This window comes from Rhizobium sp. Leaf311, assembly GCF_001423445.1.
Taxonomy (GTDB): domain Bacteria; phylum Pseudomonadota; class Alphaproteobacteria; order Rhizobiales; family Rhizobiaceae; genus Agrobacterium.
The window spans coordinates 72,075-92,808 of the sequence record NZ_LMNZ01000024.1; the positions used below are offsets into that span (position 1 = coordinate 72,075).

Annotated in this window: 17 protein-coding genes and 3 pseudogenes; 11 read left to right on the forward strand and 9 right to left on the reverse strand. The window is 56.3% G+C overall.

Translation table 11 applies throughout. From position 1 onward, the window contains the following. Nucleotides 1–101: 101 nt before the first annotated feature. The 3 genes from ASF69_RS21670 to ASF69_RS21680 form a co-directional block, all read right to left on the reverse strand. Complete coding sequence (locus ASF69_RS21670) at nt 102–410, reverse strand: DUF736 domain-containing protein (protein WP_062590567.1); 309 nt, start codon at nt 408–410, stop codon at nt 102–104. 718 nt (nt 411–1,128) lie between these two features. Then, nucleotides 1,129–1,446 carry a hypothetical protein gene (locus ASF69_RS21675; RefSeq protein ID WP_062590569.1) on the reverse strand — a complete coding sequence of 106 codons (318 nt, stop codon included), beginning with the start codon at nt 1,444–1,446 and terminating at the stop codon, nt 1,129–1,131. 589 nt (nt 1,447–2,035) lie between these two features. Continuing rightward, nucleotides 2,036–2,971 (reverse strand): alpha/beta hydrolase, encoded by a 936-nt coding sequence (locus ASF69_RS21680; RefSeq protein WP_062590571.1) that lies wholly within the window; start codon nt 2,969–2,971, stop codon nt 2,036–2,038. Nucleotides 2,972–3,095: 124 nt separating this feature from the next. Between ASF69_RS21680 and ASF69_RS21685 the strand changes: the two genes are divergently transcribed. Further along, complete coding sequence (locus ASF69_RS21685) at nt 3,096–4,019, forward strand: LysR family transcriptional regulator (protein WP_062590573.1); 924 nt, start codon at nt 3,096–3,098, stop codon at nt 4,017–4,019. A 153-nt stretch (nt 4,020–4,172) separates the two neighbouring features. Here the strand turns inward: ASF69_RS21685 and add are convergent, their stop codons facing one another. Next, nucleotides 4,173–5,189 carry an adenosine deaminase gene (gene add, locus ASF69_RS21690; protein WP_062590575.1) on the reverse strand — a complete coding sequence of 339 codons (1,017 nt, stop codon included), beginning with the start codon at nt 5,187–5,189 and terminating at the stop codon, nt 4,173–4,175. A gap of 227 nt (nt 5,190–5,416) precedes the next feature. Further along, nucleotides 5,417–5,854 carry a nuclear transport factor 2 family protein gene (locus ASF69_RS21695; protein WP_062590576.1) on the reverse strand — a complete coding sequence of 146 codons (438 nt, stop codon included), beginning with the start codon at nt 5,852–5,854 and terminating at the stop codon, nt 5,417–5,419. Nucleotides 5,855–5,973: 119 nt separating this feature from the next. Here ASF69_RS21695 and ASF69_RS21700 point away from each other — a divergent pair, with 119 nt between their 5' ends. The 3 genes from ASF69_RS21700 (at nt 5,974) to ASF69_RS21710 (ending at nt 8,792) form a co-directional block, all read left to right on the forward strand. After that, the gene (locus ASF69_RS21700; protein ID WP_062590578.1) at nt 5,974–6,330 is read left to right on the forward strand and encodes a helix-turn-helix domain-containing protein; all 357 of its coding nucleotides are present in this window, start codon (nt 5,974–5,976) and stop codon (nt 6,328–6,330) included. A 265-nt stretch (nt 6,331–6,595) separates the two neighbouring features. Beyond that, the gene (locus ASF69_RS21705; protein ID WP_244475556.1) at nt 6,596–7,123 is read left to right on the forward strand and encodes a MarR family transcriptional regulator; all 528 of its coding nucleotides are present in this window, start codon (nt 6,596–6,598) and stop codon (nt 7,121–7,123) included. Next, nucleotides 7,101–8,792 carry an FAD-dependent monooxygenase gene (locus ASF69_RS21710; protein WP_062590581.1) on the forward strand — a complete coding sequence of 564 codons (1,692 nt, stop codon included), beginning with the start codon at nt 7,101–7,103 and terminating at the stop codon, nt 8,790–8,792. Before ASF69_RS21705 ends, ASF69_RS21710 begins: the two co-directional genes overlap by 23 nt. 188 nt (nt 8,793–8,980) lie before the next feature. Here the strand turns inward: ASF69_RS21710 and tssI are convergent. Together tssI and ASF69_RS23215 are read right to left on the reverse strand one after the other, a co-directional pair. Further along, nucleotides 8,981–10,107 (reverse strand): annotated as a pseudogene (gene tssI, locus ASF69_RS21715) (type VI secretion system tip protein TssI/VgrG); the annotation flags it as partial. 232 nt (nt 10,108–10,339) lie between these two features. Beyond that, nucleotides 10,340–10,523: pseudogene (locus ASF69_RS23215) on the reverse strand (ISNCY family transposase); the annotation flags it as partial. Between the two features lie 637 nt (nt 10,524–11,160). Here ASF69_RS23215 and ASF69_RS21725 point away from each other — a divergent pair. Genes ASF69_RS21725 through ASF69_RS21750 form a run of 6 tightly spaced genes read left to right on the forward strand, consistent with a single transcriptional unit; the run spans nt 11,161 to nt 16,854 of the window. Further along, entirely contained in the window at nt 11,161–12,420 is a 1,260-nt protein-coding gene (locus tag ASF69_RS21725; RefSeq protein WP_062590583.1) for an ABC transporter substrate-binding protein, read from the forward strand. 60 nt (nt 12,421–12,480) lie between these two features. Further along, nucleotides 12,481–13,350: a sugar ABC transporter permease gene (locus ASF69_RS21730; RefSeq protein WP_062590585.1), complete on the forward strand. Its 870-nt coding sequence runs from the start codon at nt 12,481–12,483 to the stop codon at nt 13,348–13,350. Continuing rightward, nucleotides 13,340–14,149 (forward strand): carbohydrate ABC transporter permease, encoded by an 810-nt coding sequence (locus ASF69_RS21735; protein WP_062590587.1) that lies wholly within the window; start codon nt 13,340–13,342, stop codon nt 14,147–14,149. The genes ASF69_RS21730 and ASF69_RS21735 overlap by 11 nt, the downstream gene beginning before the upstream one ends. Before the next feature lie 16 nt (nt 14,150–14,165). Then, nucleotides 14,166–14,915, forward strand: a complete 750-nt coding sequence (locus tag ASF69_RS21740; RefSeq protein ID WP_062590589.1) for a glycerophosphodiester phosphodiesterase family protein — start codon at nt 14,166–14,168, stop codon at nt 14,913–14,915. After that, nucleotides 14,912–15,958: an ABC transporter ATP-binding protein gene (locus ASF69_RS21745; RefSeq protein ID WP_062590591.1), complete on the forward strand. Its 1,047-nt coding sequence runs from the start codon at nt 14,912–14,914 to the stop codon at nt 15,956–15,958. Before ASF69_RS21740 ends, ASF69_RS21745 begins: the two co-directional genes overlap by 4 nt. 17 nt (nt 15,959–15,975) lie before the next feature. Further along, complete coding sequence (locus ASF69_RS21750; RefSeq protein ID WP_062590845.1) at nt 15,976–16,854, forward strand: MurR/RpiR family transcriptional regulator; 879 nt, start codon at nt 15,976–15,978, stop codon at nt 16,852–16,854. A 342-nt stretch (nt 16,855–17,196) separates the two neighbouring features. On the opposite strand, the gene ASF69_RS21755 is transcribed toward ASF69_RS21750, so the two are convergent. Beyond that, a complete protein-coding gene (locus ASF69_RS21755) occupies nt 17,197–18,207 on the reverse strand; it encodes an IS30 family transposase (RefSeq protein ID WP_062590592.1) in 1,011 nt (336 codons plus the stop codon). A gap of 305 nt (nt 18,208–18,512) precedes the next feature. Here ASF69_RS21755 and ASF69_RS21760 point away from each other — a divergent pair, with 305 nt between their 5' ends. After that, a complete protein-coding gene (locus ASF69_RS21760; RefSeq protein ID WP_062590594.1) occupies nt 18,513–19,190 on the forward strand; it encodes a hypothetical protein in 678 nt (225 codons plus the stop codon). 77 nt (nt 19,191–19,267) lie between these two features. On the opposite strand, the pseudogene ASF69_RS21765 reads toward ASF69_RS21760, so the two are convergent. After that, a pseudogene (locus tag ASF69_RS21765) lies at nt 19,268–19,914 on the reverse strand (tyrosine-type recombinase/integrase). Between the last annotated feature and the right edge of the window lie 820 nt (nt 19,915–20,734).

The following is a 20,734-nucleotide window of genomic DNA, read 5'->3' on the forward strand; positions in this document are numbered from 1 at the left end:
GTATGCCACCTCAAAAGCCGGACTCGGCTCAACGCCTGATCAAGATTTGATCTCTCGGTAGCAAAGAAGGCTCCGCCAGTGGCGGAGCCTCATGATCCTGATCAGTCGTGGTTCAGGCGGGACCAGATGAGCTGGAGGCCTTCCTCGCCTTCGACCTCGGCGAGCATCGCGTAGATCGGAGCCGGGAAGCTCGGATCGTCGAGCTTGACCGAGAGGTAGTCGCGGCCTTGCTCTGAGGTCCTCTGCCAAGCGGCGCCTAGCTCGACGCTGCCGGCGTAGACGCGGAACTGCGGGCCCTTGTCGGAGAGGTTCTCGACCCGAGCGATGCGGGCCTTGACGTTGAGGGCGAGAGTGCGGATGGAGCCGCAGAAGCCGTTTTCGGTGGAGGTGAAGGTGCCGATGGTTGCCATTGTCATATTCCTTTTCTGGTGTTCGGGCCGCGCCCATCGCGGCCTCGATGGCTGTCGCAGGGACCGGTGACGATCGGACCGCACCTGATAAGGCCGCAATGAGATGAAGGGCGGCAAGTCGCAGATTTGTTAGTGGGCGAGGAGGAGCCTGTAGGGCTCCGGGGTAAGAAATCTGAGCCTTGTCGTTGCGGGAAAAAGATCGAGGCGCAGCCGGTCTCCGGTCAGACATGCCTCATCGAGCCCGCAGGTGGGTTGCCGGAAACGCTTAGTAAAGGGATATGGCACTGGCACTCACCGCATTTGGGCATCAGAAGAATGGCAGTTTGGCGGATACTCCGCCCGTCCCGTGGTCAACGCCTGCTTAGCTTGAGGAACGGGTCGCCCGGCTTGCCTGCCGCGCCTGGTGCGACATCGTTGCGCTCTCCGATCGCAGCCGGGAAGATCGGTGCGTCAGCAGACCAAGCCGTTCATCATCGAAGGCAACTGATCCTGCGAACCGAAACCCGACGCTCTGAAACGTAGATAATGGGAAAGCTGGCTACTGACATCGCACGAGGTCTCCAAGTGATGACGCAGGCGGCGGTTGAGCTACAGCTTCGGCAGGAGGACCGATCCGCGAAAGGTTCAACTTCCCGCCTTTCTTCGTCGATCCCCACTATCAGGTCGAAGCGACGCTCAAAGAGGGTAGACTAGTGAGGCTCGATTTTCGAAAACGAGACTACGTTCGGCGCCCAAGAAGAGCCAGACCATCCGCGAGCATACGCTTTAGGATTAGCTTTCTGGTTTCCGGTGCAGCGAGACTAGCGTCGGCGATAGCAACAGCAGCACGCTTTGCATCGGCGGCAGCGAATGGCGAGACCGCCAGAGGCTCTTCGGCCACTGCAGCGATCATAACGTGCGTGATCGTTGTTTCATCCGATTTGACCGCGACGCTGACCTCTCCCCCAGAGCGAAGGCGGCCGATGCTCTTTTGAGCGGCCTGCTGCTCATCTTGAGCTTCAATCAGCGATGTCTGCGTCACGAGGAAAAAAGGCATGTGTTCTCACAAAGTGTTTTAGTGTAAATCTCATTCGCAAAGGTGGCGCGGTCAAGGTGCAGCAACGCATTTGCAGTCGCGCCGGAGACAAAAAGGGTGCTCGACCGGAGCGGCAACAAGTCGCTAGCCGACCCGTTCGGGGGCGATTGGCACAGATCCCGACCCGCTTCAGTACGTGATCACAAGAAGCGGGATTGGGCGTCTCCGAACCGCTCACTGTTGGCGCTTAATCACCGACCATGGATCTTGAAGACAATGCGTTCCGCCGCGCGTCGAATAATGGACAGACTGATGAGAAAAATTTAAAAATTTATCGTTTTCCTTCAATGATTTAAAATGTCAAAGCTTATTAGAGATGCGATGCCGCTGGCCCGTTAGAAATGCGACACTGGCTCCGACGATCAGCCCCCACCGGACCGGCTGGGCCGGGTTACAAGGGTAGGGAGGGGGCGAGTGATGGAACTCCCTCTTCGGCTTTAGCTTCCTCAGTTGTGGCGACTGCTTTGCGCCAAAAGGCGACATTCTGGTCACCATTCGTGCGCGTGGTTCGGGCCGGAGCCAAAGCTCCAGCCCTTGCCCTCTTCCAGCTTTAAAATTTTTGCGCAGCGTCTGCGCTCAGTGCTTCTTGCAGAAAGACCGCGGCACCTTTCAGGGCATGCATTCCTTCCGGCAGAATGGCCGCAAACATATGCCATACATGAAACATGCCGGGCCAGACTTCCAGGGACACGCGGACGCGGTTTTCAGCGAGATGCGTGGCCAACCGCATTGCATCACTGAGCATCACCTCGCTCTCACCAATCTGGACCAGGATCGGCGGCAGTCCGCGCACATCCGCAAACACGGGTGACGCATCCGGATTGTTTTTCAAAGCGCCGTTAAGAAAGGCCTTTGCCATCAAGTCAAGTCCGGCAAGACTGACAGTGGGATCGATCCCGTCGCGCGTCGTCATAGACGACCCCGAATGCTCAAGATTTGCCCACGGAGAGATTGCAACGCCAGCCGCCGGAAGCGCAAGTCCGGCATTGCGGGCAGCGACCATAACCGACACGACCATTGCGCCACCGGCTGAATCTCCGGAGAATGCAATCGATTTGGGGTCATGCCCATTGTCGAGCAGCCACTTGTAGGATGCCAGTGTATCATCGATTGCGGCTGGAAAAGGATGTTCCGGCGCTAGCCTGTAATCCGGCATGTAGACCATGGCTTTCAGAAGCTTCGCGTAGTGTCCGGCCAGGCCGTGGTAGGCCGCAGGACTTCCCGCGGTGTAGCCGCCGCCATGGATGTACAGCAAAACTCTGCCTTCTTCTGCATCCTCGGGCGTGACTACCGTGGCTGCGACCCCGCCCATATCGATCGGACTGAACGACACGCCGTCCGGCGTCGGGTGCTGGGCGAGGACTGCGTCATACTTTTCTCTCTCGACGGCCCAGTCCCCCGGCTGCCCCATCAACAGGGGACCGAAAGACGAGGACGCTGCGTTCCAGGCGTCGATGCGCTGCTGGACGGCGTGAGTAATTGGCATTGTGAACCTCATTCGTGGTGGACGTCCGGCATCGACTTGACGCGGGACCAGAATTCACAATAGCTGCACGATTGGGGAATGAATTTCCCGTCTCTGGTGACGGGCAACTGCGGCAGTTAGAGCTATGCGTACAAATCTGGACGAGATATTTGCATTCATCGCCGTCGTCGATGCCGGAAGCTTCAGCGGCGGTGCGCAGGCGATTGGCTTGACGCGGTCGGCCGTCGGCAAGGCCGTCACGCGACTGGAAACCCGCCTCGGCGTCCGTCTTCTCTATCGAACGACACGCAAGCTGAGTGTCACGGACGATGGCCGTGTGTTTTACGAGCATTGCTCGCGAGTCGTCAGCCTGCTGGAAGAAACAGAAGCCAGCGTCGGGCAGAAAAGCGCAATACCCACGGGAGTGTTACGGATGACAATGCCGGAAGCTTTCGGGCGCACGCACGTCCTTCCCTTGCTGTATCGGTACATGAAAGAGTGGCCCCATCTGCAGGTCGACGTAAACTTCAGCGACCGTATTGCCGATCTGGTAGAAGACGGTTTTGATCTGGCCGTTCGGATCGGGACCAGCGGAACGGACACGCGGCTGATTTCTCGGGTCGTCGCCGAGTACAGTAGCATCATATGTGCGTCACCTGCCTATCTCGACAGGCGCGGCCGGGCGGAAACTCCTGAGGACCTGGCATCACACGACTGCCTGTCATTCAAAAGCGGATCACGCAAACAGCCATGGCGGTTGCGAGAGATTGATGGCACTTGGTCAACGGTTGGCGGAGGCGGCCGGCTCCGCCTCGATAGCGGCGAAGCGATACGCGATGCCGCTATTGCCGGGATGGGAGTGGCCTATCTTCCCAGCTTTCTGGTCAACGATGCCGTCGCTGGCAGACGCCTTGAACCCGTGCTGACAGCGTTCGAAACGCAAACGATCCCGATTATCGTGGTCTATCCAAGTAAGCGCTACCTGTCGGCGAAAGTTCGACGCTTTATCGACCTGATGGCGGAGGAATGGGCTTATACGCGGAACGCGTTACGTGATGTCGGAGACTAGCGAAAGTCCCGTTGCGAAGCCCGAAAGTCCGCCTCCGGCCGACAGCCGGCATGGCTCAGAAGCGCCAATCGGGGACGTTGATCCAAGTCTCAATCAAAGACCTCTCATCCTTGCAGCGGTTTACAACACGAATCGACGCCTGCTGAAATGCGTTCATTGGCTCCGCATATTACTCTCAGCCATTGCATCCAGCTCCGCGAGATGGGAGCTCACCGACGATGCGGGAAGGAAGCTCGTCGTGAAACTGTTGCGAGCCAGCTCAAAGACCTCCGAAGGGGTCAATGCGCGCTCCTTCACAAGTGAAGTGTAGTTCTCCGTAATAGAGCCAAACCAAGCAGGGTCATCTGAATGCACGGAAGGTCGCATGCCGTCCAGAAGCATCTGGCGAATGGGATGCTCAGCGAGTGATGCGATCACTCCTAAGTTGACCTCAGCGAGTGGGCAAACCGTTATGGCGGCGTGCGCGCTGCCAAGCCGACGGGCTAGTTCAGGCCTTTCGTAGACTCGATTGCCGTGGTCCACCCGATCAACCTGAAGAAGGTCCATCGCTTCCTCGATGTCGGTTGGTGGGCCTTCAAACCCAGCATGAGCCACGAGCTTAAGCCCCATCGCGCGCGCTTCCCGAAAGAGGCGAGTGAACTTCCGAGGCGGATGGCCTGTTTCGGCCGAGTCGATGCCAAGCGCTACGATTTGGGATCGGTAGGGCACCAAAGAGGACAGCAGCTCTATGGCTTCCTTCTCGCTCCGTTCGCGCATGAAATTTACGATAAGTAAGGTGGAAAGACCGCTACGGGTCGCATGCCTCCGTGCCTTAGCAAGGCCTTCAAGGACGGTCGCAATCGGAACCCCGCGTCTGGTGTGAGCTTGTAGATCGAACATCAGCTCGACATGGCGGACGCCCTGTGCCGCAGCACTGTCGAAATAGGCTGACGCGACCTCGGCGAAGTCTTCAACATGTAGCAGGACCTCCGATACCTTTACGAAGATCTCTAAGAATTCCTCTAGACACGACACAGAGTAAGCCGACAGCGCGGCTTCTAAGCTTTCGAACAGATCAACGCCGTTTCGTTTCCCTATCGCGATGGCCTGTTCAGGTGTGATGCAACCTTCGAGATGGACGTGCAGTTCAGCCTTTGGCATTGAACAAATGAGGTCAGCGAGATTGGTCATGTCTGCGAGTCTAAGCCTCGAATGAAATTGCAGAATTCAGTTCTCTTTTCCCTAGTCTGGAATTCTCAGCCCGCAGGGTGGGCCAACAACCGAGATGGCGCATAAACGCCATCGCAAGAATCAGCGCCAGAGCCCAAAGCAGGGTCGCGTCGACGTTCGCCATCGTCGAAGACCAGTGATCTCCCTCCCGCAGCGCGGTCCTTGAGGGACAACATTGTTGAAACGGATCATCCGGCTTTCGAGCCGCCAACAGGCCCCAGTTGCTCCATCATGATTGAAGCTGCGTTGTAGCAGTGAAATGAGATCACCTTGCCTTCCCTCATATGAAAGACATCACAGCAAGGAACATCGATAACTTTTCCAGTCGCAGGCATGCTGCCCTGGCGCGTCACAAGTGGCCCTTCGTTGGTGCCGCGAATTGCGAGCTCTACAACGATCACATCGTTCAACGCGTATATATCGAAGATCTCTCGATGAATGTCCGGAAACGCGTCTGCCATGCCGCTCGCGACAAGGGCGATATCCCCACCCCGAAATTCAGCTCCTGCCGGCACATTGCGAACATACGCATCCGCAGAAAAGAAGGAGACGAACGTCTCTAGATCTAACGAGTGTCCCTCGGCGGCGGCGTAGAGATCTCTGATTGTTTGGATGTTGTCGCTCATAATCAGACCTTTGCTTTCTGTGTTCGATAGCTGAGACATTGTCGGGCCTCAGATGAGCGGTTACATAAGCTGGCAATTACCCAGACGGTAGAACCTACAAAAAGGTAAGTGTGAGATTTATGGAGAAGACTAATACGCCATGTGGTCTGGACGTTTCGTTGATGTTCATCGGCGGGAAGTGGAAGCCTTTGATCCTCTACCATGTCCAGGGCGGCCCCACACGCTTCTCGGAACTGAAGAGGCGGGTCGGCGGGATCAGTGAGAAGGTGTTGATCCAGCAGTTGCGCGATCTGGTTGGAATGGGCGTCCTCGTGCGCCGAGATCACCAGTGCGTACCGCCCATGGTTGATTATGAACTGACGCCCTTCGGGGACACGCTCGTCAAAGCGTTGGTCCCCTTGTGTGACTGGGGCAACAACAATCGCGCCAAAGTCCAGGATCTGCTGAAGCAGTCGTCGCAAGCGATTGGCGAGTGAGGACATTTGAGCTGGGCGTATCGCCCACGTTTGGGCAACAAAACGGATGTCCATTTTCGGCCGACAGCGGGGTCTTCCAGTTCTCACGTCTCGCTTCCCACTGCCTGACTGTAAAGGCATTCGGTGCGCTTATCGTGAAGCGACTCTGGCAAGAAGCGCCTGCGTTCTTGCTCGAGGCTCGTTCAACGCCAGTTCTGCTGGGAAATGGGTAGCCGTCGCGGAACGAAAGCTCCAGTGACGCATTGACAGTCTATTGTCTTAATGGGTGCAGGTTGTCATGATTGCCGCAGATGCACAGAAGAATGTTCGGGAGCTTGTCCTCGCTGTCTTCGAAACGAATGGCCGATTGGTGAATGCGGGCACTGTACTCGTCCAGCCTCTCGGGCTTACCACCGCATGGTGGCAGGTGCTCGGTGCGCTCGGCTATTCACCGGTGCCACTACCGGTGGCGCACATCGCCCGCAATATGGGGCTCACGCGTCAGGCAGTGCAGCGTGTCGTGGACCTGCTGGTCGGACGCGGCTTGGTGTGCTTTGAGCCCAACCCTCATCACCGACGGGCAAAACTCGTGGTCCTGACCCCTGCGGGCCGGGCAGCGCTCACCTCAGCTGAAGAGGCGGTACTTCCGCTCGATTGCCGGATCCTTGATCGGATTGGCAGCGAGCGTCTCGTTGCCGCCATGGCGGTCCTAAAGGACCTGAACGACGTCCTGGACGAAACACTCCTCGCCGCCACCGCCGACCTATCCAATCCACACCAAGGAGAAAGAGATGACCATGGCACCCAAGTCTGACGGTTTCGACACGCACGTGATTATCATCGGCGCTGGGCCGATCGGTCTGACAACAGCCTGTGCCCTTGCCCATCACGGTATTGGATTTCGTATTTTCGAGCAGCGGCTTCACCCCAAGCCCCACTCGCGTGCCAACAATCTGTGGGCGCGCCCGCAGGAATTGCTGGCAAGCATCGGCATTCGCGATGCACTTGCCAAGAAATCCTATCGCATCACGCAGGTAAACACGCTTCTGAACGGACGCCCAGTGAACCCGGTGATGATCGCCGACGTGCAAAGCCCTTATGGGCCGGTTCTCTACAGCGGTCAGGATGTGATCGAGACAACGTTATCGGAACAGATCGAAACTGCAGGTGGTCGGGTTGAGCGCGGCCGCAAGGTCGTGGCCTTCGAGCAGGACGCAGACGGCGTTCTTGTAGCCATTGCGACCGTCAGCGAAGATAATGACCATCAGGTCGAGGGGCCAGTAGAGCAGGTACGATGCCGCTACCTGATCGGTGCAGATGGCCATGATGGCTTTGTTCGAAAGGAACTGGGGCTCGATTTTGAGCTTCAGAAACTGCCTCATGTCATCAACCGGCAGCTTGATGCCAAGCTTGATTGGCGCCGTTCGACAGACTTCGATCATCTGTGGTTCTTCTACTACCAACGGGGCTTTTGCGGCGTGCTACCAGTCTGGGAGGGATATCATCGTCTATTCTTCCTGTCTGACGACACGGATATTCCCGACCGAGACCCGACCCTGGAGGAGATGCAGGCGATCGCGCGGGAGGTGACGGAAGATGCGTCTCTGACGCTGACTGATCCCATCTGGCTGACCCATAGCCGTTTCCAGCATGGCGCCGCAGATCATTATTCCAAGGGACGGGTGTTCCTCGTCGGCGACGCTGGCCACGAGTCGCTGCCGGCTGGCGGGCAGGGCATGAATTCCGGCCTCCACGACGCAGTCGGCATCGCCTGGCGGCTCGCCATGGCGTTGAACGGCAGCGCTTCGCCGGTCCTGCTGGATTCCTACGGCGCCGAACGCGGTGGCGAGCATCGCCGGCTAGACGGTCAGCAGGTCCGCGGCTTCGAAAACAGTGTATATCGCGGAGCCGTCAAGGACGCGGCCTTTGATCTAGCCGCGCGCTTCCTGCCCGACATAGGCGCGATGATCCAGGGCAGTGCCGATCTTCAACAATTGTCCGTGGCCTATCCGGAGAGCCCGCTTAACGAGGATCATCTGACGGGCCTTGCGGATCTGGTCGGGCAGGGCGCGCCGAAGGCGGGTGACCGGGCACCGGACGCCAAGGTCATCGCATCGGATGGAACCTCAACGACCATGTTCGAGCATCTCTACAATCCCGACGGCCGCAGTTGGGGCTGGACGCTTCTCGCATTCGATGGGCGAGACCCAGATGCTGTCGCGTCACTGCATGCTGCTTGTGCCGAGGTGCGAAACTGGAGCTTCATTCGCCCCAGGCTCGTTCTCGGGGCGGGTTTTGTGAGAGAAGATGACCTCTTCTTTCTATCTGATCTGGATAATGAAGCGCACTCCGCCTACGACCTCAGCTCTCCCGCGCTGGTTCTTGTCCGGCCTGACGGACACATTGCGTATCGCGGGACAGCAGATCGACCGGACAAGCTGCGCATCTATTGTGAGAGGGTGTTCGGCTCAGTGGCGGCATAGGCGCGATGGTATGCATCGCAGGGTTGGTTACCGTCACGGAAGCGACCGACTGCCCACCTCGAAGTTGATTCCGTTGTGCGACCTGATGGTTAGCTGAGTAGTCTCGTCGCATATATGCATCCCGATGCGCCGCATCAGAAAGGCGCATCGGTAGCGGATGTCTGCCAGAGCTCGTCGCATCTCATCGTGCGGTGCGGAGTGAGCGGAACGCGGGCGGGGATGGCCTCGAAGGTGTTGCGGTATTCCGGTTCGTTGCTGTTGGTTTCATAGGAGCGATCCACGATCGTGTGGCTTGCTTTTATGATGACGTGTTCTTCGTATTCGTGTTCGGGATGGGCCACTTCGTAAGGCGTGAAGCGGCGACCGGCTTCGAGAATGCGGGAGGTGGATCCGCCGAAAACGCGGTCATGGTCGGCTTCGATGGATTGCGCACGGAGTTTCTGGGCGCGCTCTGCCTCTTCCACGGTCTTGATACGGGCTGGGTACTCATAAAGCTCGCGCTTGGTCGCATCCGGCATCTGCACCAGTGAAGGTGTCATATTGCTGGGCACCATGCCGGGTGTCTCGAAGTTCCAGTCGGCACCGGCGCGCTGGCCTGGCACATAGGAAAACCGGCGAGCCCAGTCATTGATGTGGTTGCGATCCGAAGAACCCTGTGCCAGCCGCACCCTGCCTTCACCCTGTGCTGAAGGCGAGGGTCCCAGCCAGCCATTGGCGGTATCGGCCACATGCAGCTTGTGAGAACCGTCTTCGTGGCTGAAAAAGTAGAAAAGACCGTCTTCCTCTAAGCGTCTGAGAAGATAGGATAAATCGTTCTCATTATATTGCACACTGTACTCTTGTGCCGGGGAGTTTTGATGACGCCCGACGTATCAGGAGCCGGGATGCCGTGTTCGGAAAACAGCGTTTCGACAACATCCACCGAGGTCTTGTCCATCCAGATACGGCAGTCGGAACGGCGAGAGAGCAGCCACATTTGTGGGCGGATAGTCATGGCGTAGGAGCGCAGGCCTCGGGTGATCGGCGGCCCTTCATGCAGGTCGGTCACCAAACCGTTGAACGGGCGACGAATACCGCCGCCTTCTCCATCGCCTTGGCTCACCTCAATCGAGACGTCGACCAGCCTGCCGATCAGTTCCTCTGGCTTGACCGATTCCTTTTTGGCGCGGACATTCAACTGTATCTCGAAAAGCTGCGAAACGCCTTCATTGATCACCATCCGCTCGGGCAGCAACTGATCTTCGCCGAGCGGCGACTTGACCTTCAAAACACGGCTGGCCTGGATGAAATCGGCGGACGATGGCTGGTCGGTCATGGGGAACCCCGGTGATCGGATAGAGTAAAAAATCAATCAGCTGTCAAAATCTAGACAGAATGCAATCAATCATTGTGGCAAAAGCATGGAAACAGCGGAGAACAGTTTCGATTACCCCGTAAAGTCGTAACTCTAGGTTATGGGAAACCAAAATCGAAATTTCAAGCCGCGGCACTTTGCTAGCCAGTGCAAAAATCTACCGTATATCTGTGCCCCTTTAATGTTCAGGGGCCATGATCTCCAGGCGGCCGTCTGGATAATCGCATACGATGACTTTCTGACCCGCGAGCGCCGTTGTCTGTTCCGTTGGATCGAGAATGAAGATCACCTTGTCATAGTGCAGCGTCAGCGACTGAGCCAGCGTGCGGACTTCCTTGCGGCACATGGCGCCCATGGTCTTGGAGGGTGCGATGAACGGGGCTGTATTCCAGGCCTATCTGCAACAGGTTCTCATTCCAACTTGGCACCGGGCGACATCGTCATCATGGACAATCTGCCCGCACATAAGGCGGAGGGAGTGCGTCACGCAATCAAACTGCGGGGTGTCGTTCGCTCTACCTTCCTACAGCCCTGACTTTAACCTCATCGAGAAGGCGTTCGCCAAGCTCAAAGCTATCTTGCGCGGCAAAGCCGAGCAGACAGTCGAGGGGTTATGGAGCACGGTTTGCCATCGAGCCGCAGGAATGCGCCAACTACTTCAAATCCTGCGGATATGACCCCGAGTAAAATGGACGCACTCTCGCTGCGTTTACCTTCCAATGCGTAAATTGCTCTGCGACGGGAGAACGCTTCAGTGCCACCATCCAAAATCCTGATGACGCGCTCTTGGCAGGCAGCCGCATCAACACTCTCGGTAGCCACGAAGGTTTTGCTGCCGGAAGTGATAAGCGCAGGGACCAACTCTGCATCCACCAAGAACGGGGAGATTGCCCTAACCGCCCCATCAAGCAGCACGTGCGAGGTGTCACAAAAGCTTCGTCTGGACTTCAAGAAAGTGTCTCTTGAAATTGCTACACAGCCGTCATTGCAATTACTTTTGCACAGGAGATACGGATGTTACAGAAATTGCAGCTTACCCTCGCGGCCAGCGTCCTTTCACTCGCCGCTGGCGTTTCCTCGGCCGATGCTGCCACAACCGTGAAATTTTGGCACAGCTTCAACAAATCGAATGGCGAAGCGCTCGACAAGATTATCGCGGGTTTCAAAGCCGCTAACCCAGATATTGATATCGAAGCCGAGTATGTCGGCAGCTACAACGACGTCATCGCCAAGCTTCAGGCCGCCATTCCTGCGCGTCGCGCACCAGATGCGGTTATCCTTGAAGTCACACGCTACGGACTGTTTGCGAACAACAATCTGCTGACCGATCTTACCCCGTATTTTGACGCCGATCCTCTGAAGGCAGATCTCTACGACTACGCTCGGGAAGTCGGGGTGATCAACGGCAAGAATTACGTCGTACCGTTCAACTCATCTACCCCGGTCCTTTATTTCAACAAGGACATCTTCGCCCGCGCTGGCCTCCCGGCCGATACGCCCCTCAAGACGTTCGAAGATATCTCTGCTGCAGCCAAGACCATCAGCGAAAAGCTTGGCTCCCAGGGTATTTCCGGTATCGCAGCTCCGGGACAGTTTGCGCGCTGGGGTCTGGTCATGGCTAATGATAGCGAAATGGTCGATCCGAAGACCGGTGAGATCCTTTTGGATAAACCGAACACGATCGAAGCCTATCAGTGGATGGCATCGCTGGTTAAAGACAGCAAGGTTGCATCTCCCGACGGTGTGACCGAGGAGGACAACGGTCGCGATGCCTTTCTCGCCAAGAAGGTCGGAATCATGATGAACTCGACGGGCAATTACGTCGGCTCGAAAAAGGCGCTAGGAGACAATCTGGTTGTTCGGCCAATGCCATGCAACAAGACGTGTTCCGTTCCGATTGGAGGCGCTGGAATTGGCGTCATGTCCACGTCTGAGAAGAATGTGCAGGACGCGGCGTACAAGTTCATAAGCTACGCAGCATCACCTGAGGCAAACGCAACGTGGTTTGCTGGGACAGGCTACCTTCCGATCAACAAGAAGAGCGCGGACCTTCCGGTCGCCAAGGAAGCTCTGGCAACACAGCCTGGCATCGATGTAGCAATCGAATCTCTGCCCGTCGCGCACGGCCGCGCTCGGACCACCGTAGTCACCTGGATGCGCACCACCGAATACAAAATGTGGGAAGCCATGGCGCTAGGTCAGCGTGATGTCGACGCGACGATGAAGGACTTTGCTGCGCAGACGCGCGCCGAAGAAAAACGCGTCAGCAACTGATCCTCATGTAAAAAAGGGCACCGACGGTGCACCTCAAGCGTCTGTCGGTGCGATCAATACATGCTTCGCAAGCTCACACCTTATCTTTATGTGGCGCCGCTGATGATCTTCATCGCGCTGTTCACCTACATTCCCATCCTCGCGAGCTTCAACCTCAGCTTTCGCGAATGGAATTTCCTGTCGCCTGACATGCCTTTCGTTGGGTTTCGCAATTACGAACAGTTGCTGGCCTCGCGTGATCTGTGGAACTCGCTTTGGGTAACAACTATGTTCGCAGTGTTTTCTGTGCCGCTGCGGCTCGGCCTTGCACTGGTAATTGCGGCCTATCTCGTGCGCGAGTCCATGCATGTGCGTCTACTACGCGGCGCCCTGTTTCTGCCTTCGGTGACGTCCACGGTCTCCATCGCGGTCGTGTTCTCCTGGGTTTTCTCCACGGACTACGGCATGGTCAACGCATTGCTCGGCACTTTCGGTCTAGGCAAGGTCCAGTGGCTACAGAACCCACATCTTGCGCTCTGGGTATTGATCTTCGTCAATACGTGGAAGCAGATCGGCTACGATATCGTCATCTATATCGCGGGCCTGCAGGCCATTCCGCGGGAGCTTTATGACGCAGCAGCCGTCGATGGCGGAAAGCGTTTGCATGTGTTCCACCGGATCACCATGCCGCTCGTCATGCCGACAACCTATTTCCTCTTAGTGATCTCAGTCATCGAGGCTTTCCAGGTTTTCACGATCGTCAATGTGATGACGAAAGGCGGTCCGGCAGGCGCAACCGACATGCTCGTCAACCTGCTTTATGAGATCGGATTCGTGCTTTTCGATATCGGGCGGGGATCGGCGCTGGCGGTTTTGCTGTTCATCCTGCTGGTTGGACTCGCGATACTGAAATCTCGCATCATCGGCCGGAAGGTGCATTATGAAGCCTGAAAACCCACTTCTTGGCACGCTGGCCTTGGTCGCCGGCCTGCTGTTTCTCTCTCCCGTGCTCTATTCCATCTGGATGTCTTTCCAGACGGTGGATGCCTACTACGCAGGCGAGCTCGGGTTCACCCTGGACAATTATGCGCGCGCTGTCGGGCAGTACAACTTTGCCCGTTACCTACTGAACAGTCTGATCGTTTCAGGGATGGTGACGCTGCTTGGCATTACCTTCGCCACCATGGCCGCCTACGCCTTCGCCCGGTATTCGTTCAAGGGCGGTGATTTTCTGTTCGCGGCAACCGTCGCGACGCTGATGATCCCAAGCCATATCAGCCTCATTCCAAACTACCTGACGTTGGCGAAGGTTGGTCTACTGGACAGTTATGCTGGACTCATTCTTCCGGCGATATCCAACGGTTTCGCCGCCTTTTTCTTGAGGCAGTATATACGGGGCATCCCGAAAGCGCTTGACGAAGCTGCGTACATGGACGGAGCGACGTCGCTCCAGGTTCTGTGGCGCATCATCGTGCCGCTATCACGTCCTGCCATCGCATCAATGGCGCTCTATATCTTCATGACGGAATGGAACAACTACATCTGGCCGCTGGTCGCGGTCGGCAAGCAGGACATGTATACGCTTCAAATCGGGCTTGCTCGCCTTTATCGCATCAACCCCGGCGAAGGCCTCATCGACTGGCCTCTCGTCATGGCAGCTTCTACGATAACCATTCTTCCCGTTCTCATAGGCTTCCTTCTGGTGGAGCGCCATCTCGTGCGCGGCATCACCATGGGCGCCGTCAAGTAATCCAGGACATTCACACATGACACGCATTGCATCCCATCGCGGAGGTACGCTGGAATTCGGCGACAGCACGCCTGCAGGTTTCACCGCAACTGCCAGAATGGCGTTGGAAGAAGTTGAGTTTGACGTCCATCCGACTGCGGACGGAGCGATTGTCGTTCATCACGATCCCACGCTTGATGCCACGACTGACACCACGGGTGCGATCATCGACATGACACTCAAAGAGGTGAAGGCCGCGACGATCCGTTACAGCGCTGCTGGCCATCCGATGACGTTAGAGGAACTGTGCGTGATCTATGAGGACAGCGCTGTGGACTTCCGCTGTGAAATCAAACCGAACGCTGATGGCTTTGCCTACGATGGCTTCGTTGAAAGGGTCGTCGCGACACTTGATCGATGCTCGATGCTTCAGCGCACTACTTTCTCGTCCTTTTTGATTCCATCTTTGGACGAACTTCAGCGCGCAAGCACCAGGCCTCGGCTGTGGCTCGTCAGCCCACCTGTTTTGCGACAGTTAGGGTCAGACGCTGTTATTGAGACCGCCATAACGCACGAAATCCCCGAGATTGGCGTCCATATTGACACCGCTGATCGAGAAGTGATGAGCAAGATACAGCACGCCGGACTTCACTTCGGTTGCTGGGCAGCTCATACCCGCATGCAGATAAACAAGGCGTTGGATCTCGAAGTGAAGGTCTTCACGACCGACCGACCGACGCTCGCTATTGCCGTCCGCGCGGACCGCAACGGGGGGCTGTCATCATGAGCAGCATTTCTCTGCGCGAAGTCCGAAAAGCCTATGTCAATGGCCCTCAAGTGCTCCATGGAGTTTCGCTCGACATTCAGCCGGGGGAGTTCGTGGTGATTGTAGGTCCGTCCGGCTGCGGCAAGTCCACGTTACTGCGCCTGATTGCAGGCTTGGATAAATGCGAGGACGGTACGATCGAGATCGGTGGAAAGCGGGCCAACGATCTTCCGCCACAGGATCGGGACATAGCGATGATTTTCCAGAATTATGCTCTTTACCCGCACATGACTGTCCGGGAGAACATCGCTTTCGGTTTGGAACTGCGTGGTATGAAGAAATCTGAACGCAATGGAAGAGCCCAGAGCGTCGCAAAGACGCTCCAGTTGGATGCTTATCTTGACCGAAAGCCTGCAGCCCTGTCGGGAGGCCAGCGTCAGCGTGTCGCCATGGGGCGAGCTATGGCGCGTGATGCCTCTATCTTCTTGATGGATGAGCCGCTTTCCAATCTCGACAATTCCCTTCGCATCTCAATGCGGACGGAGATCAAGGAGCTTCATCGCCAGTTAGGTGCTACGATCGTTTACGTCACCCATGATCAAACCGAGGCGCTATCCCTAGCCGATCGTATCGCCGTCATGAAGGACGGGCATTTGCTCCAATTCGATCGACCTGATGTGATCTACGATCGTCCGGTTAATCGCTTCGTAGCCAGTTTTCTTGGGAGCCCGCCGATGAACTTTGTCGCTGCCGACAAGATTCCGAGCTGGGTGGGAGAGGGGGGATTGACGGTAGGACTGCGGCCAGATCTGCTCACCGTCCATAACGAGAAGCCCCTTCAAGCAGCTCTTCCCGCACGTGTAATACTGTCCGAGATGACTGGATCGGACATGCTCCTTCATTGCGAGACACCTGCAGGTCGCCTAACCGTCATTACCCCGCGAAAAGTGCTAGGAAAGAATGCGGAGCAGCTTTGGATTGGCTTCGATCTTGACCGCGCATTGTTCTTCGATAGCCACAGCGGCAATCGCGTCGATCTACTTGCAAGCGGTCGTGCCGGATGATGAAGGACGGACAATTGATGAACAAGCTGGATACGCCGCTGGCACTCAGCGATCTGATAAATCGTTATTCGACGAAGCTGACCGAAGCCGATACACGCCTTCTTGACGTTCTTTTACAGGATCCGATCCGAGCGGCAATGGACAACGGCAAGGATGTTTCCTCGCGCGCGGGCGTTCACCCGGCTTCTGCTGTGAGGCTGGCACGCCGCTTGGGTTTTAAAGGCTATCCGGAGTTCAGAAGTTTCCTGCAATCCAGTTTGACGGATGGTGGGGGCGATTTTGAAGACCCCGCAGCGCGAATGGCAGCACGACTGGTACGCGCTGAAGATGATGGCCTACTCGCCTCCGTTCTTGACAGTGAGATCGCGGCACTTCAGCAGGCGCGCAACAGCGTGTCGGACGGTGATATCAGATCGTTTTCTACATGTCTTCGAGATAGCAGACGAGTCTTCGTCCTCGGCTGCGGCCATTTCGCGGCTTTGTCGTCACTAATCACACTGCGTCTGAATCGGTCAGGTTACGAGGCAGTCGATCTGGCTGGCAATATGCTGCATCTCGCTGAGATACTATCGACGATGACCGAAAAGGACGCCGTTTGGTTGCTCGCCTTCCGAAGAGCGACAACGCTTCTGCAGGACGTGCGCGACGTCGCCGCTGAGCGAGGGGCGACCACTCTTGCTGTGACAGACGTCGGAGGGACGCGGATCGATCCACCACCGGAACATCATATCCTTGTATCCAGAGGAAGTGCGGGCGAGTCTCAGTCGCTGGTCGTTCCGATGACCATCGCAAACGCAGTTATTCTGGACCTCGCATCCATCGATGATGGGCGGTCGATCAGATCACTTAGTGAGTTCAAGTCTTTCAGAGCGTCAACTCGTTTCATCGGGAGTTGAAGACCAGTAATAGTGAGCAATTTTTATCGTCACGCCGGCTTCGCGCCAAAGGCGGACTTCAGTCGCTTATTGAACCTGAGGTAGTGGCTCCTTGGCTTCCGATTGACCTTGGGCAGGCTCGCCCAGCCTATCCCGTCGTATGAAGGCCCAGTCAATCAACTCTGCCATGGCTGGGTCTTTGCAAGGTGAAATTGCCTATACTATTGCTTGAATCCAGATTTATGGGTGCTCAGTCCAAGAATGTCTGGCGACAGTGCAACATTATCTGGCGACGCTCACTCAGGACACTTTAACTCTGCGGTGTGAGTTCATGATGAATCGCGACTTACGGGGCATCCAAAGCTAACTTGCATGCCGCATCTGCGCGACAACTTTCTTGCGGAAAACTTCTGCAGGCGTTCGATAGCCAAGGCATTTGCGCGGCGTTGCGTTGAGCCGGCTGCAAATTTCTATCAAGTCCGCGTCTGTTACCGTCAGGGGGTCGACTTCTCTCGAAAGCCATTTTCGCACCCGGCGGTTGGTATTCTCGACAGTGCCTTTCTGCCACGGCGATTGTGGATCACAGAACCACGTTTGCGTATCGATGCTCGCCTGAAGATAAGGCCAGTCAGTAAACTCTGTTCCGCGGTCGAACGTGATTGATCGGCGGGCGAGGTGGGGCAGGGCTTGCAGCGCACGAACAAGGCCATCCATAACGGGCCGGGACTGTCTGTCGTTGTTGCGTAGAAAGATTGCAAAGCGGCTGACCCTTTCTACAAGCGATGTCACGTTTGCTTTTCCGAACTTCTTTCGAAACTGGATCAGATCGCACTCCCAATGGCCAAATTGTTTGCGTTCGGCAACGACATCTGGCCGGCGCAAGATGTTGAGTTCTGGGCTAAATCTTTGTCCGTGCTTGCGTCTTGCATGTCGTGGTCGCCGTCGAGCGCGATGCTCTGGCAGATGCCGCCATAGCTTGATCGCGTGCCCATCGGACGAGTATGCAAACTTATAGATCGTTTCGTGACTGACCGAGATAGGATGGCGCTCCAGGCGCATACGACCAGCAATCTGCTGCGGCGACCAACCATGTATGATGCGTTCGATCACCGACTGTCGAACGTGAGTGAACCGTGCCAACTTGCCGAGTTTCGCACGTCGTTCACACGACATGGCATGCGCAGTCACGCAGTAATAGCCGGTCAGATCTGGCACGACCTTGTCGATAAACGTGTTGCGTTTGATCTCACGAAAGATCGATGAGCGATGCCGGCCAAGCTGCTCTGCGATTGCATCAACACTCAGCCCGGCCGTTCGCCAGCGGGCGATCTTACGACGTTCATCAAGATCAATGTGGGAGTAGGAACGTTCCATTGCATCTTCCTTGTGACTGATAACCCATTGGTATCATTCGCAAGTCGCACTTCAAGCTTGAACCCACCCACTTACATAAAAATATCGCGTAAGATATATTATGGAACTTATGATGAGACGAGAGACTGGGATCCAAAGGCGGTGGAAGCGTTGGGAAACAACCTTTCGGTACAAATTTCTCTCACCAAATGCACGATCGGCAACCTAAAATCCGCGAAACCTGCGTCTGCAGCAGGCCTTAAGCGGTCATGGTGTTCGCGCAACAAAGCTTGTTCCGGCGTTAACAAAAAAGGATAACAATTGTCATGAGGGCACGAAAAGCACTGGCACTGGCGCTCTCCGGTGTCATCGCTGCGATGACGTTGGGGCACATTTCAGCATTTGGAGGAGCGATGACAAGAAGCGAGATTATCCAAAAAATCGAGGCATCTGCGCTCGAACTTGAGATAGGTTCGATTTTTGAACTAGAGTTAGGGGAGCCGCCGCAAATCGATGGGGACGAATTTATAATCACCCCCGAAGGATCTCAGCAGTTCGCAATGGATGGTAGTGGCGGATCGTTCAACCTGATGCCGGACGGAAGAATTCTTCTCATCGACTCTGAGGGATCATTTGGGATAGTTGCGTCCAATTTTAACGAGTTCGTCGCAATAGCCACAGGCTTACCAAGCTGGCGGGACGCGTTGAGGTTTGTTGGTGAACCAGATTTACAGCAAACGCGAGCCGCTTGGGCTGCCTACGTTCAACAATGGGGCTTGGACGAGGCATTGAACAAGCCGTGGCCATATGAGACCGGAGGCTATTCTATCGCCACGCCCGGCGCGGCAAGGGAGGCTATTCGAAAGCGGCTGGGTGTAGAAGCTTCCGCTGATCCCTTAGCGGCACTCTACCGCGCAGTGAACGAGCTAAATGATGGGGTGGCAGTTTCCTGGCAGGGCGAACCGCTATATCTCTTTGGGCGTCAACCCTACACTCGCCCCTGATTGCCGCAGATCAGGCTCTCGACCTACGGGAGTCCTTCACAGTGCAATGACCGCAAAGGCGCGAAAGAGACCACCGGCTAGTGGCGATGGCCACGAGCCGATAGGTATAGCTCAATCTGCTCCGCAATTCTAAGGGCGTCGTCGACTTCGACGCCAAGGTAACGGACGGTGCTTTCCAGCTTGGAATGGCCGAGCAGAATCTGGACTGCTCGAAGGTTGCCCGTCTTCTTGTAAATCTGGGCTGCCTTGGTTCTCCTCAGGAAGTGAGTGCCATAGGCCCTGCTTTCGAGCCCGATTGACCCGACCCATCGTTGGACAATCCGCGCATACTGCCTTGTCGACAGATGCTGCGACGTCTTTCGGATGCTCGGAAACAGATAGCTGCTGCCGTTCCTTCGAACAAAGGGAAGCCACGCCACGAGCGCGATCTTGGTCTGCTCGGTGACCTCGAACTGGACGGGCCTCTTCGTCTTCTTTGGATAATGGTCGCTCGATCTCGGATCGAACTACCGGACCATAAGTCCTCAACCTTCAGCTTGACGAGGTCACAAGCGCGAAGCTTGCTGTCGATGGCGAGGTTGAAGAGCGCCAGTTCCCGGATCGCGCCGCTCATCTCTAGTCGAACGCGGATCGACCACACGTTCTTTGGCTGTAGTGGACGCTTCTGCCCCACCAGGATTCCCTTGTTCCATGGATATCGATTACGCAGTACGGCGGTGTCCATGCCAAAGCCTCCCGCGTCGCCTCCGTCAGGCAGTCGGACTATAGCACGCTTGTCGCTGTGTGGCCCAAGACGGAAAAGCCAGGATGTGCAACCTGTCCAGTTCATGCGGCGACTGTCGTCCTCATGATGCGATAAGAGCTGTTAGTGCCAGTAGCAGGGTACCTAAAAGGTGGACTTAGGCGGGGCTGCCACGATAGAGCTGAAGAAAGCGCGCCGGCATTCCTGCAAGTTCCGCACGATGGCGCCCATGGTCGGGTCAGTCCAAAGGTCTTCAAAAATGCTTCGGCTTCCATACCCCGTGCCACCTGAACTATAATTTCACGGTTTTTTTTGGCGGAAGAAAGGGGTGGTCTGCCTCTCCTCCCCTAATAACGTGCGACCAATCCCAAGTGACGTCGATTGTACCTGTTTCCGGGAATTCGGCGGGCTGTCTAATTTCGCCGGTGAGGATCGGATGGGCACCGGTCAGCAATGTCATCATTTGCGCCTGCCAATAGCGATTTGGGACAGCTACAGCAGACCGAAACCATCCCTCGACGTCGTTCCGCCGACAGATACTTAACGCAGAAAAATACCCACGTTGACAATAGGTTGCCGGCATTGGACAAGGATCTAAGCTCGAGTCATTTTACGCCAAGCAGAGCGTACTTGCCGACCTCCGGACAGAATACAAACACCCCTAGCGGGTCGTCATAGCCGATCGCACGACGACTCCGGCGAAGGCACTGCGGTCACCGCGCTCACCGGCAAGATGATCTGCCCCATGATAAGGGATACTCGATGTTGCAGGGCATCCACGACGTGACTGCAGGCAAAGTCG